Here is a 20,339-nt window from a genome sequence, read left to right as displayed (position 1 = left end):
CATCAGGACATGCCATCGAGCCTCGCCATGTCATCAGGACATGCCGTCGAGCCTCGCCATGTCATCAGGACATGCCATCGAGCCTCGCCATGTCATCAGGACATGCCATCGAGCCTCGCCATGTCATCAGGACATGCCGTCGAGCCTCGCCATGTCATCAGGACATGCCATCGAGCCTCGCCATGTCATCAGGACATGCCATCGAGCCTCGCCATGTCATAATGGATGCACCAGGCAAGAGCTGAGAACCATACTCACAGTGCCAGTTACAGTCACAGGGCAAAAGACATAAGTGTATCTTAATTTGTCTGACTGAATTGCACCATATTCTGGCACATGTTGCAGCCCCTGCCATACTCTGACAGATAAATTGATGCCTCGTCCCCAGTCACTCCAGCTGTAATCCACTGCTCCATGCGGATGTTTATCAGCTTTGCCACCTTACTTTCACTCTGCCGTATTTACAGCTGCCATAAGTTAGCTCATATGCCCCCTCATGACTATGTCCTGCAGCGCGGCCATGCAGGTAAGCCAGCATGGACATGGAGCTTCAGTATTGATAAGCCAGTACGTCATACAGTACGTCACACAGTGCTTACCTGCAGGTAAGCCTGCAATGCATACTGCTCTGCCCTGATGGTGGAGTTCCGTATCCCTGTGCAGCGGTCCGTATGACCTGGGCGCACTTAATGGGCAAGAAAAAGCAAGTTGCTCAGTTAAAGGCCACATGCTCCATATTGTGACTGTGAAAAAAACATTCATGCATGACCAGCCTGTTTACGGCCCCTGGCATGATGCCAGGCCCTGATGTATCAATTGCATGGACAAATTGAATTGACTGATACTCAGTAAAGGAACAAAATGCATTTGCAACTGACCTGCTTACACTCGGGTCATGCCTTAACTGACAGCACTGACCAGAGCAGCTTTATCGCAACAGGCAGCCCTGCTCCTGTTCACACCCTTTAAGGACCTGAGCTCAACAATATGCACGAACATCACGGTTCAGCACTACAAGATAACAATACTGGAACAGTTATTAACCACTCTGACAGCCTGGATCATCTGCCAGAGCTGGCAGGCGAAAATGATGGCATTCACTCACAGGGCTACAGCGCCCAGGAGTGCATGGCCCGTGAATACTCCGGCCCGCCACTCCCATCCGACATTGCCACTGAAAACACCTGCCAGTCACTCCCGTCAGACACAGACACTGCCAACAGCGCAGGCAGCTTAGCTGCATCCTCCGACAGCCCGGCCAGCTGCAACAGCATGGGCAGCGGTCAGACTGATGCTGATGGCTATGGCAGCGACCACATTCCTGCAGGCAGCGGCTGGCTGAGTCCCGTTGCCGGATCATGGTATCCGGAGGCGCATCACTTCAACGAAAGTGATGATGCCTTTTATGCCCGCCGCGCTGGCCATGACAGCCCTGAAGAGCGCAGTCTTGCGCTCAAGGCACGCCTGCTTGCCACTCTGGGCTGGCGCATGGCCTCATCCGGAGCTGAAACCCGCCTTATTTCTCACAGCGTAAAGAAAATGGCCCATGATCTGGGCTGTACCAGCATAGACATGAGCCTCACGCGTAACGGCATTATTGTCAAACTGCGCAGAGGCCGTCTGGTCAGTGTTGAGTTCATGGAAATCAAGCACTTTGCCATCAACATGGACTCCGTGTCGCGCCTGAACACTGTCTGCCATGATGTTTCAAGTGGCCGTCTTACTGACCATGAGCGCATACTCCTTGCTATCAGAGCCGTGCGCCCAAGACATTACGACCACAATCTGCTTATTGTCCTTGAGGCTATAGCCGGTGCCTGCTTTGCCGGACTTAATGGTGGTAATACCGCTATCTGTCTGTCAGCTCTCATAGGAGGGCTGTTCCTGATGTACGCCCGCTTCAGCTTCATCAAAAAAGGCTTTTTCGAGTCCTTTACCTTTATGCTGGCAGCCTTTATCGGCTCCCTTACCGCAGCACTGAGTGCTCAGTATATTTTCAATCTGGAGCACTCTCAGGTCATTCTGGCAGCCTCTGCTACCACCTTGCTGCTCGTACCAGGCTTCCCTCTGATAAACGGCTTTCTGGACATCTTCAAGGGCTATGTGCCCATTGGCATGACCCGCCTGTCCATTGCCATGGTGCTGGTAATCTCAGCTTCCATTGGTCTGGTAGCAACCCTGTACACCATGGACTTTATCACCAGCCTTATTCCCCCGCTGCCCCGCAGCTGACAGTCGTCCCGGGCAGCTGCCCTTGCACGCCCGCGCTCCGGGCATGCCGCCATGGCTTGCGCGCATGGCGCAGCTGCCGCTGTCTGCTGCCCCTGTCATGCAGCCATTGCAGACTGCAATGCAACAATTATGAGGTCTTAAATGCATCTGCTGAGTGTAGATCAATGGATTAATGTTATTTATCAGAGTATTGGTGCCGGTGTGATTGGACCTGCTTTTGCCATGCTCTTTGCCGTACCGGCACGCTTTCTTGCTCTGATTGCGGCCGTTTCTGCTCTTACCAGAGGCATCCGTGCCTTTCTGGTCCTTTCAGGCATGGAAATAATTATAGCCACCTTCATTGCCTGTGCCATATGCTCACTTATCTTTATCTACTTTGGTCCACTGCTCAGAGTGCCGCGTCCGGTATTTACCGTACCTTGCATCATCTCCATGATTCCGGGACTTGATGCCTACAATTCGCTGCTCGCTCTGATTCACATCATAGAAAGCACTAACAGTGAGCTGCTCAATAACAACATAGCCATACTGTTCCGCAGCGGCATGAAGGCTCTGGGCATTGTCTTTGCCATTGCCGTGGGTCTGGCTGTTCCACCACTTTTCTTCTACAAATACCGCCATACCAAGCTCTAGCCCGGCCATCCGGTCCTCATGGGCCACAGGCCTCCTTGGCCACCGTGGCCTGCAGCTGGCCCATGGCCTTGCCCTGGGCCGCTGCCGTCCAGTCGGCCGAGGCTGTGACTTAAGCGGTGGTTTAACGGCTCTCCAGATAAGGCAAAGCCCCGCATCCGTGTATACGGAGCGGGGCTTTGTTGTGTCTGAACGGCATGGCCGGTCGCTGAGCCCATGCTTAGTGCCTGGCAGGTCAGCTGTCAGGACTGTTGGGAGGATCTGGCACCTGCCTTGTTCTTTGCAGATGAAGCTGATGACTCCTTTTGCTCATCCTCACTGTCATCGTTATCTGACTTGAGGAAAGGCAGGGGAACCTTTTCGAGCAGCTCTTCAAAGCGGTTTTTCAGGCGCTCGGTCCAGCTCTCTTCCTGAGCTCCGGCAATGATATTGTTCAGGCGCTCACAGATACGGTAGCAGACAGTGTTTTCAGTCTCGCTGTCACCCCAGTCTACAGTGGTGAGCATCTTTACGGCCTCGGTTACGTGAGAGACGGTAAAGATATGGAACTTGCCATCGCGTACGGCCTTGATTACCGATGGACGCAGTACCAGCTGGTTGACGCAGGAGCTTGGGATGATCACACCCTGAGTTCCGGTAAAGCCATGCAGACGGCACACACGGTAGAAGCCTTCGATTTTCTCGTTTACGCCACCTACAGCCTGCACATCGCCAAACTGATCCACAGCGCCGGTTACTGCCAGGTCCTGACGTACAGGAACGCCTGCCAGTACCGAGATCACGGCACAAAGGCCGGTCAGGCTGGCACTGTCGCCGTCTACTTCACTGTAGCTCTGCTCAAATACCAGACTTGCTGAAACCGGAAGTGGCTGCTCAGCGCCAAATTCCTTGGTCAGGAAGCCATTGATAATCATCATGGCCTTGGCATGAATCTGACCTGCCAGTTCAGCCTTGCGCTCGATGTCGATAACATCGCCCTCGCCACCGGCACGCAGGGTGGCCGTGATACGAACAGGCTCACCATATTCATAATTGGTACCCAGAGTCTCGATAACGGACAGACCGTTAATCTGACCTACTACAGCACCCTTAGTAGCTACCAGCAGCTGGCGGTCACGGTGCTCGCGCAGACTGGATTCGGCAAGGTAGTTATTTCGAAAATCATTGGCGCCCAGAGCCTTGAGCATGTGGCGGCGGCCAACATGAGGATTTCTCAGGCTTTCAGGGAGCACTGAGGCGTCATCACTGGTGGCTGTATCCTCATCAGCAAGGCCAAGGGCTGAGGCATGAGCCTGCACAGCCATCTGAGCCTGCATGTCGAGATCAGCATTAACTACAGCACGGTTAAAGCGCTGCTGCCAGTCCTGCCATGCATAGCGGCTGGCCTCATAAATAAGGCCCTTTAAAGGCACTTCAGGCAGGCCTATGTAGCGACGATCACCGCTTAATCTGCAGCTGTAGGCAGCCAGTACCGCAAGAGCATCGCGGTCAAAAGGCAGCAGCAGACGGCCGTCACTGTCATTAGTCTGATACCAGCTGATAAGGCCGGCCAGAGTCTGCAGAGCCCCGATTACTGAGAACTCCAGCACAATGTCAGCATGAATGGCATTATCAAGCACAGGCCATAACATGCTCAGCTGAGCCACATCGGTGGCATTGCCTACCAGAATCAGCTTGAGCGCGCTGTTCTGAGCAAGACAGGCCTCAACCATGCCCAGCCACTTTGGATGGTCAATAAGGTGGATGCAAGGCATGATGACGACATTGAGTCTGGTGCCCGGGGCATCCTTGCCACCTGTCTCCCCCTCAGAGCTGATTTGACCTGCCTGAGGAGCAGCCAGCTTGCCCAGCAGCTCACGTAAGGAGCGATGATCGCTGCGACTGTCGGAGCTACGGTCGCCACGTCCGGAGCTCGGCTCGCTGCGCTCGGTTCGGCCAGCTGCAGCGGCGCTGTCAGCCGAACCGCCGGCAGTTAAGATACCGTCGACGCTGTCATCGCCAAAAAGCTCAAATTTGGAAGGTGCATAAGCAACTGTTGGCTCAATGCCGGTAAGCTCACGCACCATATCAGAGGCCACAGCAAAAGGATCGACGCTGCTGCTGGCACACAGCACCAGCATGCGCTCACGGTTCAGGGCAAAAAGGCCCTTCATGGCATTACGCGCACGCAGCTGCAGTGAGGCAAAAGAGCGCGGACGAATCAGAGTGGACAGCTGCAGCTGACGCTTTTGCTCAGCTCCAGCTCCGTCACCTGTGCCGGCTTCAGGCACAGATCCGCCTGCCGGGCTGGCTGCTGCCTCCCCGCTATCCTCATCTTGAGCCTCTTCAAGCTCAGCATCATCAAGGACATCATCATCCTGCTCATCGTCGGCATCAGCGCTGTCTGCATCAGCATCAGCGCTGACTGCTGCAGCGGCGGCCGCAGCGGCGGCCGGAGCGGCAGCTGGCGCAGCTCCGGCAGCGGTACGGCCAGGCTGGTCGCACACAGAGCCGCTGAGCTCTACTGTGCCTGATACCTTTGAGCTCTGTGCAGAGCTGCTGTCTGCCTTACCAGTGCACTGTACACCCTCGGGACAGACCAGATACTCAGGAAAAACAGGATAAAGATCACTGTGCTCAAGCATCATGACACCCTTGATGATCTCTGAAGTTGAGCCGTCCTTGTGTTTGAACTTAACTGTTTGCAAGAACAACCTCGTAAATTCCGTCTAACTGGCGGTAGCGCTCGGCCAGATCAAGACCATATCCGACGATAAAGCCCTCTTCGAGCTCAAAGGCATGGTAGGCAATGTCGATGTCTACAGCACGGCGCTCGTTCTTGTTAATACATACGGCGATTTTTACGCTGCGTGCGCCCAGATCATACATGTGGGCTACGATTTCCTTCATGGTCAGACCGGTATCGACCACGTCCTCAACAATCAGAACGTCACGTCCTTTCATGTCAAGCTCCACATCCTTGGTGAACTTTACGGTACCGCTGGTGGAAGTGCCGTCGCCATAGGAACTGGCACGAAGAGTGTCAATGCACATGTTCTCATTGTCGATAGCGCGGATAAGATCAGCAAAGAAAGGAATAGCTCCCTTGAGAATGCACACGGCGCACAGATTCCTGTCTTTGTAATCCTCGGTGATCTGTCTGCCCATGGCGGCGATACGTTCCTGAAGCATATCCCTGGTGAATAAAGGAATAAGTTCTTTGACTTGTGGTTCGCTCATACAAAATTTCCTCAGCTGGGAACGGAACTCTCTAACCATCCCCTTGACTTCACCTGGGCAAAAGATCCGATGAGAATACTGTTTTCGCCTGCTCTGCCCGCTCAGTCAGGGCATAAATAAATTGCGATATTATAGCCCTAAAGCCCTCTGCAAGTCACTTAAAATCGGCGTAACTACGCCCATGCCACGCCAATTTTCCCGGCCGGCAACACCCGGCTTCCCATCCCCTGCAAAGCCCCTGAACCACGCTCACTTAAAAGCACGTAAATATCAAGCACTACAGCCGGCCAGGGCCATCGCGCTCATCACTGCACCACCACCTTACCAGACAGATCAAGCTGCGCTCGGAGCTGTCTGTGACATTCCAGCCTGTACCGGCGTCGCCCAGCCGGGCACAGCCGGCCTGGGCCATCGCGCTCGTCTCTGCACCACCACCTTACCAGACAGAACAAGCTGCGCTCGGAGCTGTCTGTGACATTCCAGCCTGTCCCGGCGTCGCCCTGCCGGACACAGCCGGCCATGCAGCGCTTCCCTGGCATTGCCATGCCATGCCCGCGCACACCTGGCAATAACAGGCAATCCGTCCGCCAGGCAAAGCACGGGCATTTACAGGCTCTTAACAGGGCCTGCCCGGCTGTGCGCTGCATGGTTTGCCTGGGGCTGCCATGGTCAGATCGGGGCTGTCCCTGCCATGCATGACATTGAATTTATGAGCCGTGGCGGGAGAGTTCCCCAGAGCTGCCGGGAAGTGGGTGGCAGACATTTTGTCCAGAAATTGATGTAAATAAATGGCGGCAAAAACTGCTTTGCCACTGCGGCAAAAAGGCAAGTTTTACCGTACAGAGGCATCAATCTGTTTACACTCATTTACAACTTTATTTACATCTGGATACAGAATGACTTTGCTTTTGTCCATACAGCTAAAGGTTTTTGCCACTTTACCAGTTACATGCATAGTTGCATCAATACAGATCTGGCACTGTGTGTGCTAAGTAGTCAACAGGCAGTATTTAGCTTTTGCTTACATACTTCAAGCTAACAAGCTTAATTGCGCAGTCTGATGCGCGGCAGATTACCTTAAACCCCAGGATGGCTCTTGTCATCCCACTCTGTCATAAGAAACAGGCTTCGTGATAACTGATTTTCTGTGTCCGTAGTCCAAGCCAGCCGCAGTGTATTCAGTCGTGGATACGCAGGTTGATACGGTCGCATCCACCTGAGCTTGAACTGTCACTACCCATTCATTTTTCTTCAGCAGACTGCTTTTGAGCAAAATCTCAGGCTGCACTGCAGTGCCATATTAAGTCGCAGGCTCCGGCTTTCGTCCTTGATTCGTGCCCTGTAATGACTGACCTGAACTGCCTGAAGACAGGGGCCGTCTGGCCGTGGTTATGTTACCTGTACCATGGCAGGCACAGTATGTTCACAAAATGATTATGTAATCATAATGTGAATGTGCCAGAGTAAGACCGAACCCTGAGGTTATGAAAAATGAGGCTGATAACAGGCCAGGTGTAATTCCTGAGTATCGCAGCGGCTATGTGATGCACTTAATCTTCCCCATCTGCCAGAGAGCCATGGGCTCCTGTGCAGCACCTACATAACGGAGAAGTACTATGATCAACATGAATATTGGCGGTCAGTTAGTTTCCAACCAGGGCGGCGTCAAAGGCATGCAGCTCAACTTCAAGCTTAACCAGCCAGGCGCAGCTGGCATGCAGGACCCTCAGAGCCCGCTGCAGATGCGCGCTGCTCAGGCTGCAGCCCGCACCAGCCTTGATGCTGAGTTTGAGCTTATCCACGAAGAGAATGCCATGTCCAATGCCAATCTCTTAAGCAAGCTCTCCTACACAGTAGAGACCGGCTCTGAAAGCCAGGACTTTGCCAACTACATCCGCGCATTCTCCCTCGATGGCGAAGGCTTCCGCTCCCTGAATGACTACGACGTTGAAGGTATCGTTAACACTGTAGCTGCCCGCTACACTGCCTTAAGTGAGCAGATTTCCTCCGGCAAGTTCTCCGATGAGACCAAGGCCAAGATGCAGGAAGAGCTCGACCGTCAGTTAGAGGCCGGCTTAAAGGATCTCGGCGCTGACTTCGGTACTGCAGCTCAGGGTCTGTTTGATTCTCTGGGTATGAGTAACGGCGGCAAGGATGCCGGCAATGCCCTGGTAGAATTCGTAAAGCAGAAGAAGGACGATTTCCTCAACTTCCTGAGCACCTCTGAGGGCAAGGAGTACTTAAAGCAGGCTCAGGCTGAAAGCCCTGATGTCAAGCTCAACTCCGATGACAACGCCCTTGCCAAGGTACTGCTCCGTCACGAGGCTCAGGTACGTCTTGACAAGAAGAAGACCGAGGAAGAGAACGCTCTGGCTGCTGCCAAAGAAGCTGAGAAAACCGGCAAGCTCCCTGAGAAGAAAGACATTGAAGAGGCCGACAAGAAGGGCAGCACCACCTTCTCCCTGGCTGATCTCAAGTCCATGGGCAAGCTCCAGTCCGCCCTGTCCTCTTTTGTTAACGATGACACTTCCATCACCGAAGAGCAGCTGGGCTACCAGATGGGTCTGACCTACGTTAAGGCTCAGGAAGTTCTCAAGAACAACGGCGCTTCCAGTTACATGACCGAGCTCTTTGACAAGAACTTCGAGAACTTCGTTGACTCCAAGGTCAAGTCCTTCAATGAGGTCTTAAAGGCCAAGCAGGAAGAGGCCGAAGAGCTCTCCGGCTCCTCCGCAGAAGCCTACAAGGAGTTCAGCACAAAGAACGTAATGGACGCCTTTAACGCCACCCGTGGTGTTTACGATGCTACCGGCAATGCCTCCGATGCCGTGGTTAACGGCTTTGAGATCGTCAAGGAGAGCTTCCTTGCCAACCAGGCCAGCAACGCCAACACTATCCGTTACAAGAACGACAGCTTCTTCAGCAGCTTCTACAACGGCGATAAGGACAATCAGGCTTACGACATGGGCCTGTCCACATTCCGCCGCTACCACAACAATATCAACCGCGTGTAATACACTCAGCTGTTGATATGACCAGCCCCTGACCTGCCCGGCAGGACAGGGAGCTGCCCCAGGGCTCCCCGGGAACATATGAAATTTCATATGACCTCAGGGAGCCCTGTTCATTTATGCACGGCCCGGCGCAAGACCGTCGCCCCGGCACTGGCCTCCAGGCTCAGGCATAATCCCTGATGCCTGAGCCTGGAGGCCAGGGCCGGACCGGTGGCGGCCCGGCGCAAGACCGGTGGCTTAAGGGCACGCACCGGGGCTGTCCTGGCGCCGGGACCGCACCTGCGCACCGTGCCCAGATGAAATGTTTTTGCTGTGTCCAGGTCTGTGCTAATCATCATGACTCATTATGTAGTCATCCTTAACGCCCCTGACATCAGCTCAGGGCTCACCCCAGCCTTAAGAGCTGGCTTTAAAGAGGGCAGTTAGCAGGCCTTAAATTCCTTAAGTTCAGGAAAAGCGATAACGCCACCAGCAGCGCGCCCTGGTGCGGCTGCTGCCTGCGGCGCAGCCTGAGCATGCAGCGCCCATGGCCGCGCCATGGTGCTGCATGCCCGGTGTCTGCCTTCACATGCTCATGCTGCCGGCAGTATCAGTAACTGCCGCTTACATGTGCCCGGACACAGCAAGGGCACACATAGATTTCCGTCCCCTTGATATCGGGGGTAAAGTTAACTATCTTGCAGCTGTTAGTATCATTTTTGGGAGAGATCATGATCAAGTCAAACAAGAGTTCCCGTCTGTCTTCTCTTAGCAAAGCTGTTACCACCGCTCTGGCCGGTGCAGTTTTAAGTGCCGGCATGCTGGCCTTCCCTGCCGGCGCTGCTGACAAGGCACCTGAGATCAAAGAGATCGAGCGTATTGCTTTTGAGTACCGCGAGGAGGCTCCAAAATTTATGGCTGAATATGACTCAATGGACAAGGTCAATGCCTTCAACAAGTCGGCTGCTGACACCATGAAGTTTACCGACATCAAGCCAAAGCTCATCAAGGTCAAGAGCGAGCTTGACGGCACTGAAATTGAGGTCGCCCTGTATGAGCCTCAGTTCTGTGAGAAGTCCACTGCCACCTGCCCTGTTTACAAGGAAGGTGAGCGCAAGGGCATCCGCCGTGCCGACCGTCCTCTCATTCTCTTCAGCCACGGTGGCGGCTATCTGTTCCGCACTGCCTACTATGAGGCTGCCCACATGCAGATGATTGCCAACACCACTCAGTCTCTGGTTGCCGTACCACGCTACCGTCTGAGCTCTGAAAAGCCATTCCCTGCAGCTCTGGTTGACAGCTACAGCGCTCTTGATTACCTGTATAACAACGCAGCCGAATACAGGATTGATCAGGACCACATCTTCTTATGGGGTGAAAGCGCCGGTGGTAACCTGGCTGCCGGTCTTGCTCTGTACAACCGCGATCATTACGACTTCCCAATTGCCGCTCAGATTCTCTTTGCCCCTATGCTTGACTACCGTACCGGCACCGACAAGAGCCCTTACAAGTCAACTGTAGCCGGTGAGGTTACCTGGACTGCAAAGAGCAATGCCTTTGCCTGGAGCCAGTATGGCAATCCTGAGGAAGTTTCCAGGATGGGTCCGGATCCACGTAAGAAGATGATCTCAAAGACCGATTACATGGGCTATTTCTCCCCTGTAATGGCTCAGGACAAGAGCCGTCTGCCTGCAACCTACATCTTTGTCGGTGACATTGACCTCTTTGCTCAGGAATCAGTAAGCTACGCCAACGATCTGCTCAACGCCAATGTTCCTGTTGATCTCAACGTATCTGAGGGTCTGTTCCACTGGTTCGACCGTGCCAGCGCCGATGCTGAGCGTACCAGCGAGTACTATGACTCCATCTTCAGTTACTTTAAACGTCACCTCAACTACTAATCATGTCTGGCCTGCCACGGGCACAGCCATGACAGGGACGGCCTGCTCATCATGATCTGGCCCTCCTGAAAAGCACAAAGAGGTCTGTCCCTCATGCAGGGACAGACCTCTTTTGTTTGCGCCGCGCCTGCGGCGCGCGGCTGCCGCCAGGCCCAGTGCCAGCCAGTCTGGCCATGGCAGAGCATACGAAAAGGCCCTGCACTGGGCAGGGCCTGGTAATTACTTGAAGAGGCGGTTGTTGATGCGGTATCTCTCGTAATCAAAGAGAACCTTGGCGGCCTCTGCAATGGCAGTTTCGCCGTAAATCTGGGTACGGTTGAGCGGGCCCTTGATGTTGCGGGCTGAAATAGCCATAACCACACGCTGACCACGGTACTCAATCAGGGCCAGATCCTGAACAACAGGACGCTGCTGGCGGGTGTCAAGATAACCTGATGAACCGGCCTGAGAGTAGATCAGGGTGCTGTTGATAATTTCCTGCTTTTCTGAATCCAGAGACTCACGGACGCCCTTTTGAATGAGGTTTCGGGTGTACTGATTGGACTGCAGCATGTCGTATACAGTCTGACGGGCCTGAGGGTTGACACTCTTGTCCTGGGTAAATGCAGCCATCATACGGGCGCTCTGATATAAAGGAGCGGTATTGCTGTCAGTAAGAATTGGACTTAAAACCTGGTCAACCTCAGTTACCTTGTATTTTATGTCCTTGACACCCTGAGTCTGGGCAAAAACCTCGAGGGTCTTGAGCGAGCCCAGATAATCAACGAGTACGCTGAAAGCATTAGGATCGTTTAAGGACAGAGCATAATGCAGCAGCTCACCAATACTGGACTGTACGGCATTGCCATCGTTAACACCGGCGCCTACAGACAGAGGGCTGGTGTTTACCTTCAGGGACTTGGCGTTGGCACGGGCTTCGGCACGGGCCTGCTCGGTATTACCACTTTTGAGCTGCTTGGCGGCACTGGCAAGGGCGGCCTTACGCTTGGCCTTGTCACGGCGTGCTGCAAGGCTGTTAGGGTCACCTGCAAAACCACCGTCAAGGCCATTGAGACGGCTGTTATACAGAGACTCAACGAAAGGAGAAGGCACGTCACGGTTGAGACGGTTGAAGTTAAAGGTAATTGGCTGTGAAGTATCCTCACCGCGCACACTCATCAGAGCTGCAGTGGCATAGGCCAGCTGGAAGTTACTGAAACCAAGAAGAGGATATGGACTGTTGTCCTTGAGGGCCACGAGGCCATGCTGGTCAAACATGGCAAAGCCCAGCTCACCGCCCAGTTCCTTTTCAATACGGGCAATCTTGTCGTGAATCCACTCAATATCTCTTACTGAGGAGACGAAGAATACGTCCTTTTCCTTAGGCATGCGGCGGTAGTCAGCCTCATGAGGGGCAAAATCGCCAAAAGGAAGATATGAAGGATCCTCATCGAGCTTGCGTGAGCGCTCGAGATCGTAGCGGGCCAGACGGTTTTCCTCATCGTTAAGACGACGACGGTGCTCGGCTTCGGCACGGGCCTGACGCTGCTCGGCCTTTACCTTTTCAGGAATATTAACCTTGCCGGTAAGCGGATCGTAGTATGGGGAAGCAAGCGGATCCTCTTTTTCCACCATAGAGCTTTCTGGCTCGGTATTGATTACCGGATTCTGGTAGTGACCGTTGCCATGGCCAATGTATTTCTTGTTGGCAGCGTAATTAACAGCCAGATTTGGGGCAGGAACATTGATAGCACCGGTCTGAATAACCAGATTGATACGGTTTTCAGCCTCACTTTGCTCTGAGTAGAACCAGTTGTGCTTGTGCTTGATACGCTGGATAAATTCTTCTGTGCCCTGACCAAGACCAGGAACGGCTGAGGCGGCAGCTACAGCTGCAGCTACAGCAGAGGTACCCTGATTCACATACTGGGCACCATAGCCTGGACCTGCGTCCTGATTCTGGCGGGCCTGGGCAGCACGCTGCTGGGCCTGAGCGGCGGCGGCACGCTGCTGGGCCTGAGCCTGCAGGGCGGCACGCTGCTGTGCCTGGGCAGCTGCGGCGCGTTGCTGAGCCTGAGCCTGCTGCTGGGCAATGGCCTGCTGTTGAGCCATGCGCAGCTGCTGGACCTGCTCAGCAGTCAGCTGCTGAGGCTGCCCCTGCTGGGCACGGGCCTGCTGGGCAGCCATGGCCTGTTGCTGAGCCTGCTGCTGTGCAAGGGCCTGCTGCTGAGCCTGCTGCTGTGCAAGAGCCTGCTGCTGAGCCTGCTGCTGTGCAAGAGCCTGCTGCTGAGCCATGCGCAGCTGCTGGGCCTGCTCGGCTGTCATCTGCTGAGGCTGACCCTGCTGGGCAATTGCCTGCTGGCGGGCCAGAGCCTGCTGCTGGGCTGAGTTCATGTACTGACCGTACTGTGCAGCCGGCTGAGCATAGCTGCGCTGCTGACCTTGCTGACCTGCCTGAACCACAGGCTGACCGGCACGGGCTGCCTGAGCGGCCTGCAGGGCGGCGGCTGGAGCCTGCTGGACATAATTAATCGGGGCCTGGCCCTGGCTGTTGTCAGCATCGCCCGGGGCTGCCTGAGCAGCTGCGCTCACACAGACAGCAGGCATGGCAAGAGCCAGCATGCAGGCACGGGACAGTCTGCTGAGCACTGGACGCTCAGCAATGTGCTTTGCATGGATATGACTGGTCTTTGAATGACTGCCTTTATCTAAGCCCTGCATGGTGTTCTCCTATTTTGTTACAACAGCTAAATTATCAAAATTGCGGTCAGCACAGGCTGCACTCAATCAGGCCGGCCTTGTGACCATGTCCAGCAGCCAGCTGCAGACTGCAGACTGCAGACTGGCCGCCAGGGGAGGCCCCGATGAGCGGCCCTGACTGGCACAGCCCGGGGCGTCAGGTGTGAGTGTATTCTGCTTTGAGGTACAGCACTCTTATGCTGTACTGTAATCAGGCATGGGCTGTGTGAGCCAGCTCTGTCAGTGTTGGTATTTTAACGCCCTGACGGGCCTGCGCATTAACGTGGAAACGATATTTTTCTGATGCATGCCGCCTTTCGGGGCAAAAATCACAGTTATGCAGAAAAAAAAGCTGACCTGCGTTGCATCCTGAACGCGTAAAAAATCAGTCAGGCCATCCTGTGCGAACGTCCTTAAACTGATAAGCAGTGATGACAGCAACTTAAGGCGCGGGCCATTGCACTGTATACCATGGGCCCAGCGTACCTGATACGGAGCATCGAAATCCTGAGGAGCAGGACTTCAGACTTGCGTGCTGAGGGCACAGCTCGGACAGTGCCAGATTCCAGACACAATGATGCCATAGCAGTGTTAAGAGCAAGGTATGTGCCTGATTTGCAGGCTTGAGAGGGGAATTTGCAGGAGGGATGGGACAGCCTCTCTGGCTTGATGGGACGGCCTCCCTGGCTTGATGGGACGGCCTCCCTGGCTCGACTGGCCAGTCTTACTGGCCTGCCCGGCCGGCAGGCCGTCAGCGCTGCCGGAACGGCTGAGCTGGCGACCGGGCAGGTCCCAGCCGTCAGGAGGGCTGCGCTTGCGGTCCTTATGACGGGCTTGGTTTACTGATATCAGTCAAACTCGAAGGAGTAGACCAGATCGACGGCCTGGTCGATGCTGGAGACGAATTCGGCGTAGAGATTCCGAACGAGCTCGTAGCGTACCTTGAACTCACCTACAGCTGAGAATACGCCATAGCCATATGACAGACGCAGACGGCGGTTGATATAGCCCTGAACGGCTACCTGCATCTCATCGCCTGTGCCCTGAGTGGCAAGCTGTACGTCCTGAACGCCAAAGGAGCCGGCTACAGCCTGAGCTACACCTGAAAGTCCGGATACGCCCAGACCAAGGAGCATATTGGAGTTGTTAGAGTCCTGATTAATCGAGGTCTTATCAAGTCCGTGACCGTACAGAATGTAGGAGAGAATCTCGTTTTCTGACATCACTGGCCTTGAGAACAGCTTGATTTCAGGGGAGTTTGCAGTTCCAAGTACGCGGGCACCGACAGTTACATCGCTTTCAAGATAGTCAGGATCGGCTACTACCTCGATATTGAGATTTGGATCGGCAATATCATCAAAGAACATGATACGTGCATGGGCAAACTCAAACTTGCGTCCGTAAATATCGGCTGTGCCGTCAATCACGTTGATTTCACCATTGGCCTTGACGGCGGCATCGCTGACCTTCTTGGTAATCCTGATGCCGCCACCAAGATTGCCCTTGACCATGCCCATGGCAGTAAACCTGACGTCATCGCCAAAGCCCACACCAATATTGATGGAGCTCTTAAATGGAGCAGAAGGTGCCTTCATCAGTGCCTGAGTACCGTTAACCGGCACCAGAATCTCATCTGAGCTTACCGAGGTGCCGCTTGAGCCTGCTGAGGCTACTGAGATAGCTGCACGTGGAATATTGACCGTTCCTGAGATATCCATAATATCGCCCAGCTTTACTGACGTATCGATATCAGCATAGGCAATACCGTAGCCTACGAGGAATACAGGCAGCTCTTTGGCACGGGCAAAAAGAGATCCGTTGGCACCGGAAGACCAGTCCAGATCGCCTCCGAGTTTGAGCTCGCCACCATTGAGTACTACCTTGCCATCAAGCACGCCTGACTGACCATTGAGTTTCATGGTCAGATCAAAATCGTTTACCTGACCTACGTCATAACGGGGTACGGCCGATCCCTTTGATGTGATGGTGCCATGTACCATAGGACGGGCAATGGTTCCGGCAAAGACAGTATCAACATTGGTAAAGCCCTTGAGCTCGGTAAAGCTCTGGCCAATGTTGGAAATGCTCTCCAGATCAAAATCCTTAATCCTGAAGAAGCCGCCCAGCCTGCCTGCTCCGGCCGGATCACTGATATCAAGCACGGCATCAATCTGACCACGGTTGTTTCGCAAATCGATATCAAGCTCAGTATGCATCAGTTCACGGGTAATATGGGCGTTTAAGGCCATGTGGTCGTAAACGAAACCGGCTCCGGCTGTGGAGAACACTACACCCTTGTCACTGTTGACCGCTACCTTGATATCAGGTTTGCCATTTTTCATTAACAGCGAGGCATCCACATTCAGTGGTACCTGCATCTTGATACTGTCAGGGAAGAGGTCCTTGAGCGAATTGAGATTGAAGTTCTGTACAGTCAGATGACTGCGGGCATCTGTACTGGTAAAAGTGGTCTCGGCAATCTTAAGCTCACCAATTTCACCCTTGAGCTCTACAGGGGTGATGTGACCTTCGATATTGCCATAGTCAATTTCAGCATAGACAGGATTTACCAGCGAAAGAGAGCCAGAAGACTCACTGAAGAAATACAGTTCAAGCAGATTGGCATTGTAGCGTGAGGCCGGGAAGTCCAGACTGCCGTCCACATTGACATAGGCTGCAGCCACACCGCTGCAGTTGGCTGAAATGGAGTGACGCAGCGGAGTGCCGGAAACGTCAATGAAACACTGACGTGACGGAGCCACACTCTTTGACCAGCGTACACGATCGGCAAGAGCGGTAAAGTTGAGCGCACGGGTCTGCATATTAAAGCTCGAGTTAAAGACCAGACTGCGTATTCTGGACTCACCCGTACTTAAAACAGGCACCGATCCTGAGATATCAAAGTTCAGATCAGAAAGATTACCCGAGCTGGTAACGTAGGCCGACATGGATCCATGTACAGCAGGTGAGAGCTTGTGCAGATCCTTGAGGTCAACAATGAGATTAAGGTCAGCACCACGGCCGGTTACCTGGCCCTCGGCCAGAATGACATTGTCAGCCTGAGTGAACTTGATAAGCTCAACACGGAAACCCTGATGAATATCTCCTACCACATCGGTGATGTTGAGACTGGCCTGATGTCCGTTTATGAAGAGATCGCCTCTGATATGACGGATATTGGTCATGATCTCAGGCAGATCCCTGCTGATTACTGTTCTCAGGAAATTATCCTGATCGTCAGCAGCATCCTCTGGAGCTGCTTCATTTACAAAGCGTACTGCATCAATGTACTCCTGACGGGTAATGAGCATGTCATATGGACCATCAGGTACGCCATCGGCAAGCAGGTAAGGTTTGGAAATAGGACGTACGGCAGCCAGAGACTGACCTGAACGAACAGCATCAACAGCCTTTGATGTGGCTACATGACGGGCAGTTTCAATATTGGCGCTGATACCGGCCAGAAGCTGCTCTTCGGCACTGTCAGCTGTGGCAGCCACTACTGTTGCTCCACGGCCGCCTCTGCCAGCAGCCCCGGCTCCGGCACCACCGGTGCTGCTGCCGGCAGCTGCCGCGCCGCTGTCCCTGCGTGATGACTTGCCACGGGCAGAAGAGTTTAAGACAGTGGTATTGCCACTGGTGCTGACCGATCCTGATCGAATCTGAGCAAAGAGACGCTGCTCAATGGTGTCGGCATCAAAATCCTCAATTCTGGCAGCACTCTTAGGGATACGGTTGTCCAGATAGGCAGGTTCACTGGCAATGGACACAGCGCTGCGACCAGTCTCTTTCTGATTGAGAATGGCTACAAAATCACCATCGATCTTGAGCGCGCCCTTGAGCATTGGTGAGAGGAAACCTGCATCCTTGACCTGAGCAAAGACACGGGCATCAGCACCAAGGACCTTGCCATAGAAAAAGTCGCCACGGACACTGGCCTTTACCGGCTCACCAAGATAGGTGCCGTTAACCTCAAACTTCTCGATATGGCTCTTTTCATAGGAGATCTGCGCCTTGACATCAGATTTGACATTCTTGAAGTCAAAGCCGGAAATAAGTGCCTTGAGATCCACATCCACACCGTCAAGCAGATTGCCTGCAGTGTGCAGATCGATAGAGCGGGCATTGACCAGAGGGTCACCAAAAACAGGCCAGGTAAAGTCGCGGGTCCTGAGGCTGACAGTAATAGGCAGAGCCGCTGAGAGCACATTGGCGTGAACATTGAGCTCGGAAGTGCCGCCCAGATTGAGGGTACTTCTTACTTTCAGGTCAGTAAGATTGCCTGATACTCTGAAATCACCATTGAGGCCATAGAGCAGTCCCTGCATAAAATCATGGGTAATGTCGTTCTTAAAACCCTCGCCCTCAAGTACGAAATTGAGGTCATAGTAGTTGTTAAGATCGAGATCACCTGAGGCATGGACAGTACCGAACTCATGGCTCAGATCGATGTTGTAAATCTTGAGATTGGTATCAAACCAGGAGGCATTAAAGGAAATGTCAGCCTGACGGGTATCAAAACCCTCCTGGTAGTAGCGCACCTTGCGCGCATTGAAATTGTCCACCTCAATATTAAAAGGCAGAACTACCTTTGCCAGGGTTTCAATACGGCCATCGCCAGAACCAAATTCCTTGATAAGAGCCTTGGGATTGTCACCCTCAATGGCTTTGGCAACCACTTTCTGGCTGCGCTCATCAGTCATCAGACGGGCCGCCTGAGCCACACTGCTGGCCGTTGAGCCGGATACGGCATCCACGTCGACATTACCTGAGCTCTTGCCATCGCTGACCTGACGATTGGCCTCAGCCACAGCTGCCAGCGCAGACTTGCCGGCCGCCCTGGCTACGGCACCGCTGGTGCTGGTGATGCCACTTTCAACACTGACCGCACCCTCAGGATCAGCAGACCCCTGTGCATTATCCTGAGCTGCAGCCTGCTCCCCATCAGCAGCCGGAGGGGCACTGTAGCCAGCAGCGCCAGCCCCAAAGTCCCCCACGGAGCCAGTCCCGGCGTCAGCGGCGGCGGCCAGAGCTGCAGCAGCAGCCGCAGCCCTTGCTACCCTTTTTTCAGACCAGGTAGCCGGAGCGCTGGAGCCGGGATGATCAGGCACACCGGTAATATCGGTAGGAGCGAAGGTAGCAGGAATACGAGGCAGATCAGTGCTCAGACGTGGTCTGATATTAAGAGGTGCGGCACTTAAAGCTGTATTAAATGAGGCGTGATCGCAGCTGTCAGCTGTGCAGATATGGCTGGCCGCCAGAGCTGCGGCATGAGCGTTGACCTTATCAAGCAGTGAGGACTCAAAATCATCACTGTTGCGACGGGTAACTGATTCTTTGAGGGCTACCGGGCTGGTGCGCGGGTCGACAATGGCAGGACGCAGATTGACAAAGGCCGGCACAGGAGCACGGTTAAGCAGAGCTGACTCCATGGCGTCAGCAAAGAGCTCAGGGTCTGAGTACACCAGACCTGGGCGTAATAAAGACAGGGAATCGTTGACGCGACGGGCATTGCTCATGGAGGCGTCGCTGTTGTCGTGACGCTGATAGAAGCCGCTGCCGGCAACGCTGGCAGAACCGGTGGCACCAGCTGCGCCCGTGGCCTCTGCGCTGCCAGCAAACTGGGAGTCAAGGCTGCCCAGCAGCTTATCTTCAGTGCGCTGAGCACGGCGCTGCTGCTCGTTGTGCACCAGCAGCATTTCTACGCTCTTACCCTGCTGAGCGGCCTGAACCAGGGCGGCTACCGAGTCTTCGAGCTTCTGACCGCTGAGCACGTTGCCATCAATGCTGATGGCCAGCTGCTGATCGGCAAGTGCAGCTGCCTGAGCCTGCTGCTGATCGTAGGCTACATCATTGAAATTCTTGAGGTGTACGTCGATCACGTCCACATCAGTATTGCGGGTACCCAGATTGTCTTTATGGGCCCACAGAGCTGATTGAAGATCATTGATTTCCACGTCCACAATCATGGAGCGGAAAGCAAAGTCACTGATATGGAAGTTATCGATTTCGATATCTACAGGGAAGCTCAGACGGAAAGGAGGCTCGTTGGGATCAACAGGCTCTTCAGGGACCTTTGGTCCGTTAAAGAGCTGATCGTACAGAGCGACGCCCAGATTTGAGGCTTCAAGGGTATGAACCTTGAACATGCCCGAGGTCAGTTCGGTCAGATCGTAATCAAGGACCAGAGAGTCGGCATTGATGGCCACGATATCCTTGATATCTACCAGAGTCTCACCAAGCTGCAGGCCCTCAAGCACCGATCCTGACTGGATAGTGGTATCAATAATGATGGACTCAGGAATAAAGGCATTGGCAATATCAAGAGCCTGACGGGCACCATTGAGCGTACCGAGGAAATAGTACAGCACGGCCATAAGTACCATCAGCAGGATCATAAAAGGCATCAATACCCATTTGCACAGGCGGCGGCAGCAGCCACGGCGCCTGCCGGTGCCATTGCTGATGATGATATCGTCACTGATCCTGGTGCTGCGTTCACCTGATTTGCCTTTTCCTGCTGCAGGCTCACTTTCTGCCGAGAGCCCTTTTAACAGGCGTGAGTGTGCGTGGCGCTCATTTTCATGAGCACCGCTGTCACGGCCGCCTGGGGCTTTGTTCTCAGTAGATGTAGCTTTTGCCATGC

The 20,339-nt window shown here is 54.0% G+C and carries 8 protein-coding genes; 4 read left to right on the top strand and 4 right to left on the bottom strand.

Going from position 1 to position 20,339, the window contains the following annotated elements; genetic code table 11:
- Positions 1–987 precede the first annotated feature (987 nt).
- Complete coding sequence (locus tag MXE39_RS09910; RefSeq protein ID WP_246978545.1) at positions 988–2,232, top strand: threonine/serine exporter family protein; 1,245 nt, start codon at positions 988–990, stop codon at positions 2,230–2,232.
- 141 nt (positions 2,233–2,373) lie between these two features.
- Complete coding sequence (locus MXE39_RS09905; RefSeq protein ID WP_246978543.1) at positions 2,374–2,865, top strand: threonine/serine exporter family protein; 492 nt, start codon at positions 2,374–2,376, stop codon at positions 2,863–2,865.
- A gap of 239 nt (positions 2,866–3,104) precedes the next feature.
- On the opposite strand, the gene MXE39_RS09900 is transcribed toward MXE39_RS09905, so the two are convergent.
- Both MXE39_RS09900 and hpt read right to left on the bottom strand, forming a co-directional pair.
- On the bottom strand, positions 3,105–5,549 hold the full coding sequence (locus MXE39_RS09900; protein ID WP_246978541.1) for a S16 family serine protease: 2,445 nt from the start codon (positions 5,547–5,549) through the stop codon (positions 3,105–3,107).
- Positions 5,536–6,081, bottom strand: coding sequence for a hypoxanthine phosphoribosyltransferase (hpt, locus tag MXE39_RS09895; RefSeq protein WP_246978539.1), 546 nt, complete (start codon positions 6,079–6,081; stop codon positions 5,536–5,538). The genes MXE39_RS09900 and hpt overlap by 14 nt, the downstream gene beginning before the upstream one ends.
- A gap of 1,616 nt (positions 6,082–7,697) precedes the next feature.
- Here hpt and MXE39_RS09890 point away from each other — a divergent pair.
- Together MXE39_RS09890 and MXE39_RS09885 are read left to right on the top strand one after the other, a co-directional pair.
- The gene (locus MXE39_RS09890; RefSeq protein WP_246978537.1) at positions 7,698–9,095 is read left to right on the top strand and encodes a hypothetical protein; all 1,398 of its coding nucleotides are present in this window, start codon (positions 7,698–7,700) and stop codon (positions 9,093–9,095) included.
- A 710-nt stretch (positions 9,096–9,805) separates the two neighbouring features.
- Positions 9,806–10,975 carry an alpha/beta hydrolase gene (locus MXE39_RS09885; protein ID WP_246978535.1) on the top strand — a complete coding sequence of 390 codons (1,170 nt, stop codon included), beginning with the start codon at positions 9,806–9,808 and terminating at the stop codon, positions 10,973–10,975.
- Between the two features lie 219 nt (positions 10,976–11,194).
- On the opposite strand, the gene MXE39_RS09880 is transcribed toward MXE39_RS09885, so the two are convergent.
- Together MXE39_RS09880 and MXE39_RS09875 are read right to left on the bottom strand one after the other, a co-directional pair.
- A complete protein-coding gene (locus MXE39_RS09880) occupies positions 11,195–13,675 on the bottom strand; it encodes a class A beta-lactamase-related serine hydrolase (RefSeq protein WP_246978534.1) in 2,481 nt (826 codons plus the stop codon).
- 866 nt (positions 13,676–14,541) lie between these two features.
- Complete coding sequence (locus tag MXE39_RS09875) at positions 14,542–20,337, bottom strand: translocation/assembly module TamB domain-containing protein (protein ID WP_246978531.1); 5,796 nt, start codon at positions 20,335–20,337, stop codon at positions 14,542–14,544.
- Between the last annotated feature and the right edge of the window lie 2 nt (positions 20,338–20,339).

It is taken from the genome of Anaerobiospirillum sp. NML120511 (assembly GCF_023050955.1).
GTDB lineage: Bacteria > Pseudomonadota > Gammaproteobacteria > Enterobacterales > Succinivibrionaceae > Anaerobiospirillum.
This window is presented reverse-complemented; position numbering and strand designations above follow the sequence as displayed.